Origin of the sequence: Nostocoides sp. (assembly GCF_037045025.1) — a bacterium.
In the GTDB taxonomy this organism is placed as follows: domain Bacteria; phylum Actinomycetota; class Actinomycetes; order Actinomycetales; family Dermatophilaceae; genus Nostocoides_A.
The window spans coordinates 24,404-41,039 of the sequence record NZ_JBAOHM010000003.1 but is presented as its reverse complement, the minus strand read 5'-3'; the positions used below and the strand labels follow the sequence as shown (position 1 = coordinate 41,039).

Here is a 16,636-nt window from a genome sequence, read left to right as displayed (position 1 = left end):
AGCCTACAAAACGCCCTCACATACGCTGAGGTCTGCGGTGTTGTGCCGGGGTCCGGGTGCGGGTTTGCCGGCGGGTGGCGCGGGCCGGAACGCGGTGGTGACGAGACCGGCTCACCACGAGGTATGCAGCGGGCGGCCCTCGGCGAAGCCGGCCAGGGACTGCACCCCGACGACCGCGCGGTCGGCGAACTCGGGGAGGGTGGCCGCACCGGCATACGTGAAACTGGAGCGCACGCCGGCGGTGATGGAGTCGATCAGGTCCTCGACGCTTGGGCGCTCGGGGTCGACGAACATCCGGGCGTGGCTGATGCCTTCCTCATAGAGCGCCTTGCGCGCCCGCTCGTAGGAGGAGTCGGTGGAGGTGCGGCGAGCGACGGCGCGGGCGGACGCCATCCCGAAGGATTCCTTGTATGCCCGGCCGTTCTCGTCGGTGAACAGATCTCCCGGCGACTCCAGCGTCCCGGCGAACCACGAGCCGATCATGACGTTGGACGCGCCGGCGGCGAGCGCGAGCGCGACATCGCGCGGGTGCCGCACGCCGCCGTCGGCCCAGACGTGCCGACCGAGTTCTCTTGCGGCGGTGGCACATTCGAAGACCGCTGAGAATTGGGGCCGGCCGACGGCGGTCATCATCCGGGTGGTGCACATCGCGCCCGGACCGACACCGACCTTGACGATGTCGGCTCCGGCTGCGATGAGGTCTCGGGTCCCCGTCTGGGTGACGACATTGCCGGCGGCGAGCGGGATACCGAGGTCGAGGGCGCGGACGGAGGCGAGCGCCTCCAGCATCTTCTCCTGGTGCCCGTGGGCCGTGTCCAGGACGAGCAGGTCGACGCCGGCCTCGGCGAGTTCCTTGGCCTTGGTCGCGACATCGCCGTTGATGCCGACTGCGGCGGCGATGCGCAGCCGGCCGTGGGCGTCGGTGTTGGGGCGATAGATCGTCGCGCGCAGGGCGCCGCTGCGGGTCAGCAGCCCCACGAGGGTGCCGTCCGCGCGGACGACGGGCGCGAGCCGGTGCCGGGCCGAGGCCAGCAGGTCGTATGCCGCTTGCGGCGAGGTGTCCTCGGGCAGCGTGGTCAACTCGCGGGACATGACCTCGCGGACTTGGGTGAACCGGTCGACCCCGGTCAGGTCGGCCTCGGTGACCAGGCCGATCGGCTTGTCGTCGCTGAGGACGAGCGCGGCTCCGTGGGCGCGTTTGGTGAGCAGGACGAGCGCTTCGCCGACGGTCTTCTTGGGTCCGACCTTGATTGGGGTGTCAAAGACGGTGTGGCGGGACTTGATCCACGTGACGACGTCGGCGACGACCGGCGCCGGGATGTCCTGCGGGATGACGACCAGACCGCCGCGCCGTGAGACGGTCTCGGCCATCCGCCGCCCGGCGATCGCGGTCATATTGGCCACGACGATGGGGATCGTCGTCCCCGTGCCGTCCCCGGTGGACAGGTCGACGTCGAAGCGGGAGGTGACGCTTGAGCGGCTCGGGACGAGGAAGACGTCGTCATAGGTCAGGTCGGTGCTCGGCTGGGAGCCCGGCAAGAAGCGCATCCGCTCATCCTCTCATCAGAACCGTTTCGCCCCGGGACATGCGCTGAGGTCTGTGCTTTTGGCTGAGGTCGTACTGCAGAACATCAGACCTCGGCGAAAAGCGCAGACCTCAGCGGGTGTGGTGGGGAGGGGCAGGGCGCAGTTAGGGGGTGACGGCCATCGCGGCGAGGAAGCGGGCGGCCAGGTCGCGGTCGCCGGTGATCTCCAACCGGGCGGTGGGCGGCAGATTATCCGGGGTGCGGCGGCCGGCGCCGAGGATCGTCAGGGTCTCGCGGTTCATCGTGATTGTGGTGTCCGGGGCGCCGCCGGCGGCCGGATCGACCGGGCGCGCCCGTCCGTCCTCGTCGAGCACCAGGTCGGCCGGTATGCCGTCGACCACCACCGCCACGCGCGTCCCTGGCGCGGCTCCCGTCTTGCGGGCCAGGGCGAAGGGGAGCGCGGCGGCGAAGGTCGCCGCCGTGATCTGGGCGGCCGGGGAATCCATCCCGCCGGGCAGGCCGATGGCGCGCCTGATGTCCTGCTCGTGCACCCAGACGTCCAGCACCCGGTTGCGCAACAGGGTCGCGTTGTCCCACGGCACGTTGCCAGGCCGCGGCTCGGGGATCGCGGCAGGGTTGGTGGGCGGGTCGGCCGCGAGGGTCTGCCGGCGGCTCGCGGCGGCGTCGCGGAACTCGGCGATCAGCTGCTCTGGCGTATTCTCGCGGCGCTCGGCGACACCGGCCTCGGTCCAGGCGCTCGAGACGGTCTTGCCGCTGACGTCTGGCACGTCGCGCGGCCGGCGGCCGGTGGCCAGCTCGGTCTCGAGCGCGGCCAGGTGGGCGACGACATCCTGGACGCTCCACCCCGGGCAGTCGCTCGGGGCGGCCCACTGATCCGCAGTCAACTCATCGATGATGGCGGATACGTCCGCGCACGCCTGGGACCAGGCGGCGATATAGGCATCGAGCTCGCTCATGGCCCCAGGCTATTGCCCCGATCGACAGCTGACGATCGCCTCGCGGGTCAGCCGCCGAGGACAGAACCGAGCAGGGTGAGGTCTCGGGAGAAGGCGAGCTGGGCGGCGTCGGCGCGATACGCATCCGGCCGGTCCGACTCGGCGAACCAGTGCCCGCACCCGGGATAGTCGTGAGCGGCATACGTGCAGCCGGACCGGTTGATGGCGGACTCCATCCGCGAGCGGGCCGCCGCGCTGACCCAGGGATCGGCGTCGGCGAAGTGCGCCAGATAGCGCGTCGGCGGCGTGAAGGTTCCGGCCCGGGCCGCGTAATAGAGGCAGGCCGCGGCGATGTTGTAGCCGCGGCGCTGGGCGAGCCACACGGCCCAGTGCCCGCCCATGGAGAAGCCGACGACGCCGACGGGCTCGCCGTCGCGGCCAGCGCGCAGAATGTCGAGGCCCTCCTCCAGCAGGCGATAGCGCGAGACGCGGCCGGTGCGGGCGCGCAGCCGACGAGCCTCCTCCTCCGTGGCGGCTGTCGCGCCGCCGAACAGGTCGGGAACCACCACCCGGAAGCCGGCCGCGGCGAGCGAGTCGGCATACCGGCGGAAGGAGTCGGTCAGCCCCCACCACGAGTGAATCACCAGCACCCGGCCCCGGCGCCGCCCCGCCGGGTCGCAGACGATCACGATCCCCACTGTGCCACGATCCCCACTGTGCCACGGGCACGGGGAATCCCCGGAACGGTCCCCGAAGTTGTCATCGTCGCGCGACCCTGCGGCATACGAGCACGGGTTTGTTGGAGAGGATGACGAGCGTGAGTTTCTTGGAGCCGTCAGCGGCGGACGAGGCCCGCCGGGCCGGGCTGCGGCAAATGCGAATCGTCGCGACCTCGCTGCTCGGCATTGCCTTCGTCATTTTCCTGCTGACCAATGGTCACCAGGACGGCGCCTGGGGCTACGTCCATACGGCCAGCGAGGCGGCCATGGTCGGCGCGCTCGCCGACTGGTTCGCGGTGACGGCGCTGTTCAAGCATCCGCTCGGCGTGCCGATCCCGCATACGGCGCTGGTCAAGAAGCGAAAGGACGAACTCGGGCGCAGCCTCGAAGAATTCGTCGGCGACAACTTCCTCACCGAGGAGATCGCCCGCGAACGCCTGGCCGCAGCCAATGTCGGACTGCGCCTCGGCGCCTGGCTGGGCGAGCCGGAACACCGGCAGCGCACGCTCACCGAAGGCGCGCGGATCGCGACCGCCGCCTTGACCCGGATGCGGGATGAGGACGTGCGGGAGTTCGTCGAGCAGGTCTTCTTGCCGCGCCTGATCAAGGAGCCGGTCAGCCCGATCGCCGGGCGCTTCCTCGCCGGGATCGTCGAGGACGGCGCCCATCATGGGCTGGTCGACCTCGGCCTGAGCGAGTTGCACGACTGGCTGGTCGCCAACCCGCAGGTCTTCTCGACCCTGATGAACGAGCGCGTCCCGTGGTGGACGCCGCCGTGGGTAGACGAGCGGGTCATCAACTGGACCTACAACCAAGCCGTCGCCTGGGTCCGGGACATGCGCGCCGACCCCAACCACCGTGCCCGCCTTGCCCTGGACGGCCTGCTAACGACCCTGGCCCAGGACCTCCACGACAATCCGGAGGTGCAGGCCCGGGCCGAGGCCCTCAAGGAGCGCGTGCTGACCCACCCGCAGGTCGGCACCACCGTCTCGTCGCTCTGGTCGTCGGTGCGCACATCGCTCCTCGGCGCCCTCGAGGACCCGGATAGCTCGGTGTGGGAGCGGGGCGATGCCTGGCTCGTGGAGATCGCCAATACGCTCACCACTGACGACGAGGTTCGTGCCCGCCTCGAGGGCCACCTCGCCGACATCGTCGCGTTCTTCGTCAACACGTATGGCGATGAACTCGCCACGGTCATCTCGCACACCGTCGACCGCTGGGACGCCGACGAGGCCTCGCGGCGCATCGAACTGTTCGTCGGCCGCGATCTGCAGTTCATCCGGATCAACGGCACGATCGTCGGGGCGTTGGCCGGCGTGATCATCCACGCGATCGGGCAACTGCTCTGATCTGACTTCGCCGAGGCGAGGAGGAGAACTCCGCAAATGTGATAACCGCGGAGTCGACAATGCGGCGAGACGGTTCGGCGACGAAGGAGGCGGGCCGCCGAGGCGAGGAGGAGAACTCCGCAAAAGTAATAGTCGCGTCGGGCCGGGAGCGCCTCACGGCGCGTGGCCGCTCGTAGCGGCTATGAGTTGGGACCCGGGGCTGCCGCGGCCCGACGCATCCGCAAGGCTAACCCACCGATGGCCCTTGCGCTCAATCGGCGCGGGATCGCTCCCGGCGCCTCAAATCAAGCTTCCTCGGCGCCAATCCGCCGCGGCGCCGTCGAGGTCGTCGGCGGTACCCAACAGCGTGGCCGCCTGCAGGGTCTCGGCGCGACCCCGCTCGGGATCGTCCACGTCGGTGTCGTTGGCGAGTTCGGCGCGGCCGGCCGAGACGACCCGGCAGAACGCCCCCGCGCGCTCGAGCGCGACCGCGAGGTCGCCGCGATAAACCCGCCGCAGGATGTCGTCAACGAGGTCGCGCAACTCCTTGGGGCCGGGCGGCTCGGCCGCCCCGGCGACGACATGATTGAGATGGGTATGCCGCATGCCCGCGGCATACTCCCGGCTCGCCTGCGCCGGGGATCGGGTGACCCACTCCCGCAGGGCATAAAGCCGCCATAGTGCCCCGGGGAGGGTGCGCGCCGGCATGACCGACCACAGCTCGGCGATCGTGTCGAGGCCGAGCTCGTCGACCAGCCCGACCAGCCGCGCGGTGATCTCGGGATCGGCGGCATCCCGGCCGACGCCGAGGACGACCGCCGCGCTTTGGTGGGCCACCTCGGTGACCTCGGCCGGGCCCGGCGTGGTCCCGGCGTGTTTGGTCATCTCCTCCAGGCTCAGCCGAGCCGGACGGCGGGGCCGGTCTCGGCCCGGCGGCATACTCACGCAGTCAGTGTGTCAGTCGTCGAACAGTTCCGACAGGAAGCTGCGCTTGCGTTTGTGACCGTAGCCGTAGCCCTTGCTGTGCGAATAGCGGGGCGCCTTGGAGTGGGCGTAGTAGGGGGCGGCGCCGTAGGGCTGGACCGGCGGCTGCCCATAGCCGGGCTGCGGGGCGTATCCGGGTTGCTGTTGCGGGTAGCCGGGCTGCTGGGCATAGGGCTGCGGCTGCCCGCTGTAGGGCTGCGGGCCGGGAGCGGGTCGTGGCGGAGCGCCTTGGTCCTGGATGCCGGGCCCCGACTGGCCTTGCTGGGGGCCGTGCCAGGCGTTCTCGGCCGCCACCAGCGCTTCGAGTTCCCCGCGGTCGAGGAAGAGGCCACCGCATCCTGTGCACTGGTCGACGTGCACACGGTTGCGCTCGTAGGTGCGCATGGGAGCCCCACACTTGGGACAGGTCAGCGAAGCGTTCATGGCCGATCAACGTAGCAGCCGGCCCAGGGCGTTCCATCGCGGTCGTCGGTGGGCCCCGTGGGACTCGAACCCACAACCTACGGATTAAAAGTCCGCAGCTCTGCCATTGAGCTAGAGGCCCCGCGTGCAAAGGGTATCCGGATGGCCCGATTGCGCCGACATCGTGGCCCCTGGCCAGGACAGCGTGGGTGGCTAGGGTCCAAGACGGCGTGCCCGATCACCGGGTCGGCCAGCAACTGAGTGCACGAAGGGAGTAGTCAGAAATGCGTGTTGAGAAGTCCATCGCCACGGCAGCCCTGATGGTGGGGGCGCTCGTCCCGGTCGCTGTGACAGCCGGGAGCCAGCCGACGCCCAAGCCGCAGCAGGGCGCCTCGGACTCGGCCAAGATCGTCAATCCGACCTGGAAGACGTTCACGACCGCCACATCCCGGGGCACCAAGATCGTCGTCTCCACCGGCGGGAACATCACCGGCTATGCCTCGCCGACCGCGGCCGGCGCCTTCTACGAGCACATCGGCGTCGGAGCCTACAGCGAGGGCTATGTGCTCTGCTACAACGGCGTCAACGCCTGGGACACCGGCACATCCTCATCCGGATTCGGCACGCCCACGACGTCGAGCAACGCCATTGTGCGACGCACGAGCGACAACCGGGTTCAGTTGACGCAGACCTTCCAGCTGTTCACCGGGTCGCCGACGACATTCGTCGTGCAAATGTCCGTGAAGAACGTGTCCAGTTCGCAGTTGACCGGCGTGGTGCTGCGCCGTCAGGTCGACTTCGATATCGACACCGGTGGGGCGCAAGGCTGGGCGGGGTTTGTCAGCAACCACAGCCGCACCCGGGCAACCGTCTCCGCGTTCCACGACCCGGCAGAGGCGCCGAGCGGGAAGGAGTCGCACGGGATCATGCTGGCGGTCCTGAAACAGACCGGCAACTGGTATACCCGCGTCACCGCGGACATCCTGCCGACCGGTTGTGACCCCGCGTCCGCTCCTCTCGACGCGAACTTCATCTCGCGAGGGGACTACGGGGACACGATCGGATTCCCGATCGGTTCGATTGCCCCCGGCCAGACCAAGGTCGTCTCCGTTCGCTATATGCGCTACTGAGCGGCGGCTGCACCAGTGCGACGGGCCAGGTCCTCCACTGCCGGGGAGGGGCCTGGCCCGCCCGGCATTCGGCAAGTCGCCGGGGACTGGCCCGTTGCCCCGGCCCCATCAGGCATAGGGTTTTGCGGTATGACGTGGTGGAAGTCACCTCGATACTCTCGCCCGGTGCGCCGTCGTCCGCGCGGCGGCCAGTCAGGAGGAAAAATGAGCGGCCGGAACTGGGTGTTGCTGATCTTGGGCGTCGTCTTCCTGGGCGTGGTCTGGTGGTTGCTGCGGAATTCGCGCCGTGAGGACGACCTGGATGTCGCGAGTCCCGCGACTGCGCGCGTGCCCGGGGGCGGCGACGTCCCGGTTGGTCCGGCCGTGGAACCCGGCGCGGTCCCGACAGCTGCTCCAGCAGACGTGGCGGCACCGAGGCGCCCCGACGCCGACCTTGGCGACGTCGAGCCTCCCGATGCCGACCCCGGCGAGGTCGACCGACCCGAGTTGGTCCCCGGTCGCGACGACCTGAGCGACCTAGGCCGATTGGAAGCCGAGCGCTCGGGCGCCATCGCCAGCGCGGATGGGGAATCGGCCGTGGCAACGGAGGAACAGGTCATCGTCCATTGGGACGGGGTGGAAGGATCCGCCGAGGATGAGGCTGGTCGAGCCGAGCCCGTCCTTGACGGCGAGGCCGTGCTCGACGCCGAGGACGTCGAGACGAGTTCCGCCAACCTCGTCCACGACGAGCAGGTCGCTCCCGTCAACGTAGACCGGGCCGAGCAGGTCGCGGGTCGTGATGACCTCGCCGACCCCGGCCGGCTCGAAGCCGAGCGCGCGGGAGCGGCGATGAGTGCGGGCGGGCTGGCGCAGCCTGCGGCATACGACTTGGTGGATAACGATGAGCCGCCGGCGGCGGAGGAGCAGATCAACGTTCATTGGGACGGCGTGGAAGGCACCGACGGCGACGAGGACACGGGCACGGAAGAGTCGGCACCCAACGCCGAGGAGAACCGCAGCGCGATCGGCGCGCAAGGTGAGTCGGTGAGCGAGATCCCCGAGGGTGAAGGACCGGGCGCCCCCGACTGGCAGCGGCCGGAGAACACCGAGAGCGGCGCCGACCAGTCCCGTGGGGACGCCGACCCACCCCAAGGGGACGCCGACGAGCCCCATGACCACGCCGTCTGGGACGGCGGTTGGGGCGTCGGCTCGGCCGCGCCCAATGACGATGGCTGTATGCCGCTCGGCCACCCGATCAAGGGTGTTCTCGCCTACGGCGTCTATCAGGTGCCGGGGTCCGACTGGTATGCGGCAACGACTCCTGACGTGTGGTTCATCGATGAGGAGACCGCGCAGCGGGCCGGTTTCCGCCGCGGCGACGGGTGACCTGCGTCTGGGGTGGCGTGGTGAGGGATGCCACGTGCCCCGGTGCTCTCGGCGGGCGCGCCGCGCGATTAGAGTTGCCCCGAGTTACTGACTGGTAGTGAGGAGAACCTAATCCATGCCGCGCTATGACCCCGACACGACGACGCTCGCGACCTTGCTGGAGGACCCGGAGGTCGTCGCGATCTTCGAGAAGCATTCCCCGGGAATCACCGCCAACCCGATGCTGGAGATGGTCAAGCCGATGTCGGCCACCCAGGCCATCGCCATGGCGGCAGCGATGCTTCCCGCCGGCCACGTTGAGGCGATCAAGGCCGAGGTCGACACCCTCGAATAGCTGCCGCGCCTGACCGCTGGGGCCGGATCCGTGACGGGATCCGGCCCCCTGGCGTTTCCGGGAGGCCCCCTGTTCAGGGGGCCCGCGTCGACGAGCACGAGAGCAACGCCACGTCGCCGACGCGCCGCCCGGCCTTGTGCGGCCACCCCTGTCGGCACCACGCTGGGAGGGCGTCGAACCGAGGGGTGCCCATGACCGAGATGCTGGCTGGTATGCGCGTAGTGGAGGGGTCGGCGTTCGTGGCCATGCCCCTGGCGGGGATGACGCTTGCCCAGATGGGTGCCGACGTCATCCGCTTCGACCCGATCGGGGGCGGCTTGGACTACACGCGGTGGCCGATCACCTTGGACGGACAACACAGCCTCTTTTGGCATGGGTTCAACAAGGGGAAGCGCTCGATCGCGGTCGACTTGCGCAACCCGCGGGCTCAGGAACTCCTCACCGCGCTGATCACCGCACCGGGCGAGGACAACGGGCTGTTCATGACCAACTTCCCCGCCCGCGGCTGGCTGGATTACAACCGGCTGCGTGCTCAGCGCGCCGACCTGGTCATGGTCAACCTGCAAGGCCGCCGCGACGGCGGCTCCGAGGTCGACTACACGGTCAACCCACAGACCGGGCTGCCCTTTGTCACCGGTCCCACCGACTTCCACCGGCCGGTCAACCATCTGCTCCCGGCGTGGGATTGCATCGCGGGACAGATGTCGGTGATCGGGTTGTTGACCGCCGAGCGCCACCGCCGCCGCACCGGTGAGGGGCAGTTGGTGCAACTCGCACTCAAGGATGTCGCACTCGCCATGCTCGGGCATCTCGGCAAGATCGCCGAGGTGCAGATCAACGACGCCGACCGGCCCAAGGACGGCAATTATCTGTATGGCGCTTTCGGCCGGGACTTCGGCACCCTCGACGGCAAGCGGCTGATGGTTGTGGCGCTGACGCGCAGCCAGTGGAAGAACCTCGTGGAGGTGACCGAGTTGGCCGAGGAACTGGCGGTTCTCGCTAAGCGGCTTCGCCTGGACTTCGATAAGGAGGGCGACCGGTTCCGGGCACGACGGGAGATCGCCCGGGTGTTCGAGCCGTGGTTCGCGACCAAGCTGCTGGCCGAGGTGCGGACGCTCTTTGAACGCTCCGGCGTCACCTGGGCGCCCTATCGAACCGTCCGCGAGGTCGTCGAGCACGACCCGGACTGCTCGAGCGACAACCCGATGTTCCACCTGATCGAGCAGCCGGGTATCGGCAGCTACCTGATGCCGGGGCTGCCGCTGAACTTCAGTGGCCAGGATCCCGAGCCCGCCCACCGGGCGCCGATGCTCGGTGAGCACACCGACGAGATCCTGCTCGACCTGCTCGGCTTGGACAGCGCCGAGGTCGGCCGACTGCACGACGACGGCGTGGTCGCCGGGCCGGAGCGATCGGCATACAACACCGCGGTCGATTGATCTTTGAGGGAGATGCGACCGCTCGAGCTACGTCACTGCTTCCAATTCGGAAGCAGTGACTACCCACTGCTTCCAAATTGGAAGCAGTGACGTAGCAGCGAGGGAGCACATGTTCGTTGCGGCCCGATCGGCCCCAGGGCCGCCTACGATGCGGGAAACGCCAAGGAGTGCCCCGTGCCCGCAATTGTCCCCACGTTCTCCGTGGTCCTCGCGCCCTCCCAGTCCGGACGCCGGCGTGTCCTCGCCCTCCTCGCCGCGGCCGCCGTCACCGTCCCGGCGGCCGCCGCCCAACCAGCGGGAGCGAGCACCGCGTGTGACCCGCTGACCCAGCCGGTCCATCAGGTCGTCAACCCCACCAGCGCGGCCTCGCTTCTCACCCCGTCCCGTGCCGAGGCGGACACCTTCGCGGCGACCAAGGGGTTCACCGTCGACAACGGGACCGTCTTCCGGGCCGCGGCCACCCGCTCGGGGACGATGGTGCGCATCCATCGGATGTTCAACCCCACGACCGGCGACTACCACACGGTCCGGGCCAAGTTCGTGCCGACGTGGGTCGCCAAGGGCTATCGCGACCAGGGCAAACGCTTCTTCGCCCTCGACGCCGCCCGCGGCTGCGGGGTCGCGGTGCACACCTACGCCAAGGGCACCAAGACCCGCCAGGTCGTGACCGCCGCGGCCCGCGACCAATTGGTGGCTGCCGGCTGGAGTTACCAGGGGATCGCCTACTACGCCGCGGCGGTAACCCCGCCAAGCGACGACCCCGACGCCGACGGCCGGTTCTCGATCGCCGTCATCCCCGACAGCCAGCAGGAGGTCTTCGGCACCGACACGCGATTCCCGCAGCGCACCCAGTGGCTGGTCGACAACCGCGGCCCCCTTGACCTGCGCTTCGTCGGCCACACCGGCGACGTCGTCAACTGGGGCTGGCTCGTGCCGAGCCAGTTCGCGATCGCCTCCCAGGCGGCCGCGGTCCTCGATCAGGCCGGTATGCCGTATGCCTGGGCCCTCGGCAACCACGACACCCGGGCCGTCGGCCATGACGGCGTCCCGGGCTCGCGTGGCTATGGCGGCTCGGCCTATGTGAACAATCCGGAGTGTGTCGAGCGGTTCAGCCCGGCCGAGTGCAACACCCTGCTGCTCGTGCGGCATACCGAGGAATACAACGCCGTCTTCACCGCCGGCCGCTACACCTCGGTCACCGGAGCGTTCGAGGACGGGAAGGTCGACAACATCTATTCGACCTTCACCGCGGCCGGCCGCAACTGGATGGTCCTGACCCTGGAGTTGTGGCCGCGCACCGAGGTCGTCGCCTGGGCCCGGGACGTCGTCGCCGCCCACCCCGACACCAACGTCCTGGTGCAGACGCACAGCTACCTGACCAGCACCGGCGCCATCTCGCAGGACAACGGCGGATACGGCGCGAACACCCCGCAGTACGTCTTCGACAACCTGATCAAGCTCTACCCGAACATCAAGGCGGTCTTCTCCGGCCACGTCGGCTCATCGGCGCAGCGCACCGACACCGGCGTCCACGGCAACAAGATCGTCTCCTACCTCGGCACCTTCCACTCCGCCACAACCAACCCGGTGCGCCTGGTCGAGTTCGACGTCCTCAGCGGCACGATCACGACCAAGGTGGTCGCGCCCTACACCGGCCAGACTGTGGTCGCGCCGAGCACGGTCGGCGGAATGAGCTTCCCGTAGGCACACCGACGTCGGCGGGTTCACTTGGGCAGGAAGAGGCCGAGGTCGCCGCCAATCACGGCAGGCTCGCCGCCGTCGCGGATGGTGAAGGCGATGGACAGGCCGTCGCGAGTGCGGATTCTCCCGTCCACCAAGCGTTTTCGGTAGAGGACGTCGGTGTTGCCCTCGCCGTGGATGCCCCCGTAAATCGGCGTGGTCATGGTGCGCACCAACTGGGCGACGCCGATGAGACCGTCGGCGGCCGGGACGATCGTGATCGGCGCTCCCGCTCCGACGCCGGCGACACCCGTGTCCAACAGCGAGACGTCCACGTCGCTATCCGAATCCCAGAGCCCACGCTTGATCGCCTGGCGCCAGTCATATGGCTCGGGCCCCATCTTGGCATCACTCGGCACGGTGCCGTCCTCCAGGTAGTCGATCACGCTCTCCACGAATGATCTGGCCTGGGTCTCCTCGCTGTCGGTTGGGGGCCGCGGGGCACCCGCCGCCTCGGGGAGTTGGTCGACATAAGGCACCCCGATCAGGGACGCCGCTTTCCAGGTGGACGACCCCTGGTTCTGCACGAGTAGGATCAGCCCGTCGCGGCGGTTGCCACCCTCATCCGACTTCCCCTTCCCCTGAAAGCGCATGAAGGCTATCGCCGCATTTCGGCCGGCAGATCGCGGCAATGAGTAGAGCGGCCCCGTGCTGGTGAGCGTGTAGCGGACCAGGCCACCCTTCGCGTTCAGCCGATCGGTGCGGTAGTACACCGACTTGAACCGAGTTCCCTCCCACCAGTCCCCCGTGAAGACGTCGCGCAGACCGGCCGTGTCATAGGGCGGGCGGATCGAGGCGTTGATCGCCGCACCGGCCGTTGTCGCAAAGAACTTCTCGTATGCCGCCAACTCGGCGATCGACATCGCGGGCGCCATGGCTGGCTCGGCCGGCGTCGGCAACGTGGTGGAGTCCGTTGGCGCGGTGGCCGTCCCCGGCTTGCTCGCGGAGTCCGCTATCGCCGGGGCGGACCCGGACGAACTGCACCCGACCGCAACGGGCGCGGCGACAACGAGAAGGGAAGTGAGGAGGAGACGAACAGGCGTCATGCGGCCAGCCTGCCCGTCGTGGCCAGTCACCGCACCCGGAAACGCCCGCCCCTGTGGATAAGTTGCCACCCTCGGCAGCGACGATCAGGACCGGAACGAGCCTGGCGCAGGGGTGAGTTCCTCGATCTCGTCCCAATCCGCGCCACTCATGGCGACCGCGGCGGCCGGGAATAGTCCGTTGTCCTCGCGATCGATGTGCACCCGCAACGCGTGCTCGAACGCGTCGAACCGCTCGTGCGCACCCCCACGGATCTCGGCGAGCACGTCGTCGAGTTGGGTGTGCTCGGCGCACAGGCTGGCGATGTGATCGGTGAAGACCGGGTCGCGCCGCATGACCGTGAACAGGCCGACTTCCTCGGCGTGCGTGTGCGGGTCGAGGACGTGGATCATCGCATCGACTGCAGGCACGACTGCCGGCCTGTCGTCGGCGTGACAAGCCGCTCGCAGCGCCGTCAGCGCGTTGATGACATCGACGTGCTCGGCCATGAAGCGGCCGATTATCGTGATCTGGTCGCAGCCGCAATAGGAACACATGGCGGTCAGCCGGAGCGCTCGGCCGGAGCCTGCATTGATCCGGTCATCGTCGCGAATCCTCCTGCAGCGCCGGACGGTCCCACCCGCGTTGCGGCGCCCGGGTGCCCATGCCGCCCGGCCGCGAATCGCGGCTGCGATAGACGATGTAGGGACGGGTGAGGTAGCCGACGGGTGCGCTGAAGACGTGGACCAACCGGGTGAACGGCCACATCGCAAAGAGAAGGAAGGCGAGGACGCCGTGCAGCTTGAAGCCGACCGGCGACGCCGCCATCAGGGCCGTGTCCGGCCGCAACTCGAAGATGCTGCGGAACCACGGCGAGACGCCGTCGCGGTAGTTGTAGTGCCCACCGAACTCCAGCCAGCTACCGGCGATCGTATTCCAAATGCCGAGCAGGATCACCGCTGCAAGAACGACATACATCGCCTTGTCATTGGTGGTCGTCGCGCTGAACACCGGCCCGGTCGTGCGGCGACGATAGACGAGGATCGCCAGCCCAACGAGGGCCATCACCCCGGCGGGTATGCCGCCCACCAGTGCAAGCACGTGATAGGCCTCCCGGGACAGCCCGATCTTGTCGGTCCACGACTGCGGGATGAGCAGGCCGATGATGTGCCCGCCAACAACGCCGAGCATCCCGAAGTGGAACAGCGGGCTGCCGATCCGCAACAACCGGTCCTCGTAGAGCTGGCTGCTGCGGGTGGTCCACCCAAACTTGTCGTATCGGTAGCGCCAGATATGCCCGACCACGAATACCGCCAGGCAGATGTAGGGCAGGATGCCGAACAGGAAACGGTTCACGAGTGCGCTCCCACGGGAATCGTCGGGCCGAGTGCATAAGGCTCCAAACCCACGTCCTCGCTCGGTGGCCCCTCGGCGATGAGGCGAGCTAACGCCTCCTCGTCCGATCCGTCGAGCACAGGAAGCGTGGCGCGGAGAGCGGCGAGCACCGGCAGCCAACGCGACGAGCGATCGGTCAACGCTCGGTGGAGGAGCTCGATGCCGACACGGTTGTCGCACAGCAGCTTCCAGGCGATGTCGAGATCGTGCTGGGCGCCGAACTCGAGAATGACTGCGAGGTGATCGGGCAACTCCGCGTCGCTCACCTCGACTCCGGCGCCACGATAGGCCTGCTTGACCCGCACGAGTTCAACCCCTCGCTTGCGAGTGTCTCCGTAGGTGTAGTAGGTCAGGTGCAGGGCGCATCGGCGGGTCACGTCGAAGGTGTCGACATAGTCCGCCTGCAGCGCGGCGAGCGGGGTGCTGACCACCAGATCGAGGTATGCCGATAGGTGGCCACGCGCCGGCTCCGGCACGTTCCCGAGCGCGGCGCGCAGGGCGGGCACACGGCATACGAGATCCTCGGTGGGATAGTCGATCAACAGCGAGGCAAGCTGCCACGTTGTGCGGATCTGGTTGCCGGGCAACGACGGCCGGCTGCCGCGATGACGCCTCCAGAGCATCGTCACTCCCGTCCCTCGCCGTCGGGGAACATTCCGTCGGGCATGCCCTTGCCATCCCAGGTCAGCAAATTGACTCGTCCGCGCAAGGGGTTCTCGCTCGGGAGAGCCTCGAACGAGTCGGCGGTCTGAGCCTCCTTCAGGACCCGCAGATTCTCAACGGCGACCGGGGTCAGTGCGCGCGAACCCGATCCTTCGCCAAAGGCCGCCGATTGGCCGCCGCCATGGTCCGAGACCGGGCAGTCGGTGGCCAACTCCTCCAAGGCGTGCGCCTGCTCCGCGTGCGCGGTGGGGATGACGTAGCGTTCGGCATACTTGGCGATCGCCAGCAGCCGGAACATCTCGTATAACTGCTCGCCGCTCATGCCCACGGCGGCAGGGATCTCCTCCTGGGGGTCGCGCCCGAGGTTGATGTCCCGCATGAACGCGCGCATGGCGGCAAGCTTCTTCAGCACATCGTTGACCGGTCCGACGTCGCCCGCGGTGAACAGGTTGGCCAGGTATTCGACCGGGATGCGCAGGGTGTCGATGGCGGCGAACAGGTTGCCCTGATCCTCGGCGTCGTGACCGGTGTCTTTGACGACGTCGACGACCGGCGACAACGGCGGGATATACCACACCATCGGCATCGTGCGGTATTCGGGATGCAGCGGCAGCGCCACCTGGTAGTCGAGGATCAGCCGCTTGACCGGCGAGCGCCGGGCCGCCTCGATCCAGTCGCCCGGTATGCCGGCGCGCTCGGCCGCCGCACGCACCTGCGGATCCTCCGGGTCGAGGAAGACATTCCGTTGCGCAGCATACAGATCGGTGTCCTTCTCGACGCTGGCGGCGGCGAGCACGGCATCCGCGTCATACAGCATGATCCCGATGTAGCGCAGCCGGCCCACGCAGGTCTCGCTGCAGACGGTCGGTATGCCGACTTCGACGCGCGGGTAGCAGAAGGTGCACTTCTCGGCCTTGCCGGTCTTGTGGTTGAAATAGACCTTCTTGTATGGGCAGCCGCTGATGCACATCCGCCAGCCGCGGCAGCGCTCCTGGTCGACCAGGACGATGCCATCCTCGCTGCGCTTGTAGATCGCCCCGCTCGGGCAGGACGCGGCGCAGGAGGGGTTGAGGCAGTGCTCGCAAATGCGGGGCAGGTAGAACATGAAGGTCTGCTCGAACTCGAACGTAACCTTGTCCTCGATGCCCTTGAGCATCACGTCGTGGGGCCCGTATTCGGTCGCACCGCCGAGGTCGTCGTCCCAGTTCGCCGACCAGTTCACGGCCATCTTGCGTCCGCTGATGAGCGAATAGGGTTGGGCAACCGGGAAGTTCTTCGTCGCCGGTGAGTTGAGCAGCGTCTCGTAGTCGTAGGTCCACGGCTCGTAGTAGTCCTCGATGCTCGGCATCTTGGGGTTGGAGAAGATGTTGAACAGCTTCTTCAACCGGCCCCCGGCGCGCAGGGCAATCCGGCCGTTGGGCTTGCGGATCCAGCCGCCTTGCCACTCCTCCTGGTCCTCGTAGCGGCGCGGGTAGCCGAGGCCGGGGCGGGTCTCGACGTTGTTGAACCAGACGTATTCGGTTCCGGTGCGGTTGGTCCAGGCCTGTTTGCAGGTAACCGAGCAGGTGTGGCACCCGATGCACTTGTCGAGGTTCATAACCATTGCCAGCTGAGCCATCACGCGCATTGTTT

At 68.3% G+C, this 16,636-nt stretch carries 16 protein-coding genes and 1 tRNA gene; 6 read left to right on the top strand and 11 right to left on the bottom strand.

Annotated features, from left to right (window positions below; translation table 11 throughout):
* Positions 1–111: 111 nt before the first annotated feature.
* From V9G19_RS00300 to V9G19_RS00290, 3 genes are all read right to left on the bottom strand, one after another.
* Positions 112–1,548 (bottom strand): GuaB1 family IMP dehydrogenase-related protein, encoded by a 1,437-nt coding sequence (locus V9G19_RS00300; RefSeq protein ID WP_462283505.1) that lies wholly within the window; start codon positions 1,546–1,548, stop codon positions 112–114.
* A gap of 142 nt (positions 1,549–1,690) precedes the next feature.
* Positions 1,691–2,503, bottom strand: coding sequence for a maleylpyruvate isomerase family mycothiol-dependent enzyme (locus V9G19_RS00295; RefSeq protein WP_462283504.1), 813 nt, complete (start codon positions 2,501–2,503; stop codon positions 1,691–1,693).
* Positions 2,504–2,550: 47 nt separating this feature from the next.
* Complete coding sequence (locus tag V9G19_RS00290; RefSeq protein ID WP_462283503.1) at positions 2,551–3,180, bottom strand: dienelactone hydrolase family protein; 630 nt, start codon at positions 3,178–3,180, stop codon at positions 2,551–2,553.
* Between the two features lie 110 nt (positions 3,181–3,290).
* Here V9G19_RS00290 and V9G19_RS00285 point away from each other — a divergent pair, with 110 nt between their 5' ends.
* Positions 3,291–4,550: a DUF445 domain-containing protein gene (locus V9G19_RS00285; RefSeq protein ID WP_462283502.1), complete on the top strand. Its 1,260-nt coding sequence runs from the start codon at positions 3,291–3,293 to the stop codon at positions 4,548–4,550.
* Positions 4,551–4,829: 279 nt separating this feature from the next.
* On the opposite strand, the gene V9G19_RS00280 is transcribed toward V9G19_RS00285, so the two are convergent.
* The 3 genes from V9G19_RS00280 to V9G19_RS00270 all read right to left on the bottom strand — a co-directional run bounded on the left by V9G19_RS00280 (position 4,830) and on the right by V9G19_RS00270 (position 6,057).
* A complete protein-coding gene (locus tag V9G19_RS00280; protein WP_462283872.1) occupies positions 4,830–5,468 on the bottom strand; it encodes a hypothetical protein in 639 nt (212 codons plus the stop codon).
* A gap of 18 nt (positions 5,469–5,486) precedes the next feature.
* Complete coding sequence (locus V9G19_RS00275; protein ID WP_462283501.1) at positions 5,487–5,936, bottom strand: TFIIB-type zinc ribbon-containing protein; 450 nt, start codon at positions 5,934–5,936, stop codon at positions 5,487–5,489.
* A 49-nt stretch (positions 5,937–5,985) separates the two neighbouring features.
* Positions 5,986–6,057: transfer RNA gene (locus V9G19_RS00270), tRNA-Lys, on the bottom strand.
* Between the two features lie 142 nt (positions 6,058–6,199).
* Here V9G19_RS00270 and V9G19_RS00265 point away from each other — a divergent pair.
* The 5 genes from V9G19_RS00265 to V9G19_RS00245 all read left to right on the top strand — a co-directional run bounded on the left by V9G19_RS00265 (position 6,200) and on the right by V9G19_RS00245 (position 11,887).
* Positions 6,200–7,045, top strand: a complete 846-nt coding sequence (locus V9G19_RS00265; protein WP_462283500.1) for a hypothetical protein — start codon at positions 6,200–6,202, stop codon at positions 7,043–7,045.
* A 204-nt stretch (positions 7,046–7,249) separates the two neighbouring features.
* Positions 7,250–8,410, top strand: a complete 1,161-nt coding sequence (locus tag V9G19_RS00260) for a sunset domain-containing protein (RefSeq protein ID WP_462283499.1) — start codon at positions 7,250–7,252, stop codon at positions 8,408–8,410.
* A gap of 115 nt (positions 8,411–8,525) precedes the next feature.
* Entirely contained in the window at positions 8,526–8,744 is a 219-nt protein-coding gene (locus V9G19_RS00255) for a hypothetical protein (RefSeq protein ID WP_462283498.1), read from the top strand.
* A gap of 191 nt (positions 8,745–8,935) precedes the next feature.
* Positions 8,936–10,183: a CoA transferase gene (locus V9G19_RS00250; protein ID WP_462283497.1), complete on the top strand. Its 1,248-nt coding sequence runs from the start codon at positions 8,936–8,938 to the stop codon at positions 10,181–10,183.
* Between the two features lie 174 nt (positions 10,184–10,357).
* On the top strand, positions 10,358–11,887 hold the full coding sequence (locus V9G19_RS00245) for a metallophosphoesterase (RefSeq protein ID WP_462283496.1): 1,530 nt from the start codon (positions 10,358–10,360) through the stop codon (positions 11,885–11,887).
* A 20-nt stretch (positions 11,888–11,907) separates the two neighbouring features.
* On the opposite strand, the gene V9G19_RS00240 is transcribed toward V9G19_RS00245, so the two are convergent.
* From V9G19_RS00240 to narH, 5 genes are all read right to left on the bottom strand, one after another.
* Positions 11,908–12,969, bottom strand: coding sequence for a hypothetical protein (locus V9G19_RS00240; protein ID WP_462283495.1), 1,062 nt, complete (start codon positions 12,967–12,969; stop codon positions 11,908–11,910).
* A gap of 84 nt (positions 12,970–13,053) precedes the next feature.
* On the bottom strand, positions 13,054–13,503 hold the full coding sequence (locus V9G19_RS00235) for a hemerythrin domain-containing protein (RefSeq protein ID WP_462283494.1): 450 nt from the start codon (positions 13,501–13,503) through the stop codon (positions 13,054–13,056).
* A gap of 43 nt (positions 13,504–13,546) precedes the next feature.
* On the bottom strand, positions 13,547–14,302 hold the full coding sequence (narI, locus tag V9G19_RS00230) for a respiratory nitrate reductase subunit gamma (protein ID WP_462283493.1): 756 nt from the start codon (positions 14,300–14,302) through the stop codon (positions 13,547–13,549).
* Complete coding sequence (narJ, locus tag V9G19_RS00225; RefSeq protein ID WP_462283492.1) at positions 14,299–14,964, bottom strand: nitrate reductase molybdenum cofactor assembly chaperone; 666 nt, start codon at positions 14,962–14,964, stop codon at positions 14,299–14,301. The genes narI and narJ overlap by 4 nt, the downstream gene beginning before the upstream one ends.
* 2 nt (positions 14,965–14,966) lie before the next feature.
* The gene (gene narH, locus V9G19_RS00220; protein WP_462283491.1) at positions 14,967–16,631 is read right to left on the bottom strand and encodes a nitrate reductase subunit beta; all 1,665 of its coding nucleotides are present in this window, start codon (positions 16,629–16,631) and stop codon (positions 14,967–14,969) included.
* Positions 16,632–16,636 lie beyond the last annotated feature (5 nt).

Bases quoted from the DNA above. Each gene is read 5' to 3' on its own strand.
- V9G19_RS00300 (WP_462283505.1), bottom strand. From the start codon at position 1,548: ATGCGCTTCTTGCCGGGCTCCCAGCCGAGCACCGACCTGACCTATGAC.
- V9G19_RS00295 (WP_462283504.1), bottom strand. From the start codon at position 2,503: ATGAGCGAGCTCGATGCCTATATCGCCGCCTGGTCCCAGGCGTGCGCG.
- V9G19_RS00285 (WP_462283502.1), top strand. From the start codon at position 3,291: ATGACGAGCGTGAGTTTCTTGGAGCCGTCAGCGGCGGACGAGGCCCGC.
- V9G19_RS00280 (WP_462283872.1), bottom strand. From the start codon at position 5,468: ATGCCGCCGGGCCGAGACCGGCCCCGCCGTCCGGCTCGGCTGAGCCTG.
- V9G19_RS00275 (WP_462283501.1), bottom strand. From the start codon at position 5,936: ATGAACGCTTCGCTGACCTGTCCCAAGTGTGGGGCTCCCATGCGCACC.
- V9G19_RS00265 (WP_462283500.1), top strand. From the start codon at position 6,200: ATGCGTGTTGAGAAGTCCATCGCCACGGCAGCCCTGATGGTGGGGGCG.
- V9G19_RS00260 (WP_462283499.1), top strand. From the start codon at position 7,250: ATGAGCGGCCGGAACTGGGTGTTGCTGATCTTGGGCGTCGTCTTCCTG.
- V9G19_RS00255 (WP_462283498.1), top strand. From the start codon at position 8,526: ATGCCGCGCTATGACCCCGACACGACGACGCTCGCGACCTTGCTGGAG.
- V9G19_RS00250 (WP_462283497.1), top strand. From the start codon at position 8,936: ATGACCGAGATGCTGGCTGGTATGCGCGTAGTGGAGGGGTCGGCGTTC.
- V9G19_RS00240 (WP_462283495.1), bottom strand. From the start codon at position 12,969: ATGACGCCTGTTCGTCTCCTCCTCACTTCCCTTCTCGTTGTCGCCGCG.
- V9G19_RS00235 (WP_462283494.1), bottom strand. From the start codon at position 13,503: ATGTGTTCCTATTGCGGCTGCGACCAGATCACGATAATCGGCCGCTTC.
- narJ (WP_462283492.1), bottom strand. From the start codon at position 14,964: ATGCTCTGGAGGCGTCATCGCGGCAGCCGGCCGTCGTTGCCCGGCAAC.
- narH (WP_462283491.1), bottom strand. From the start codon at position 16,631: ATGCGCGTGATGGCTCAGCTGGCAATGGTTATGAACCTCGACAAGTGC.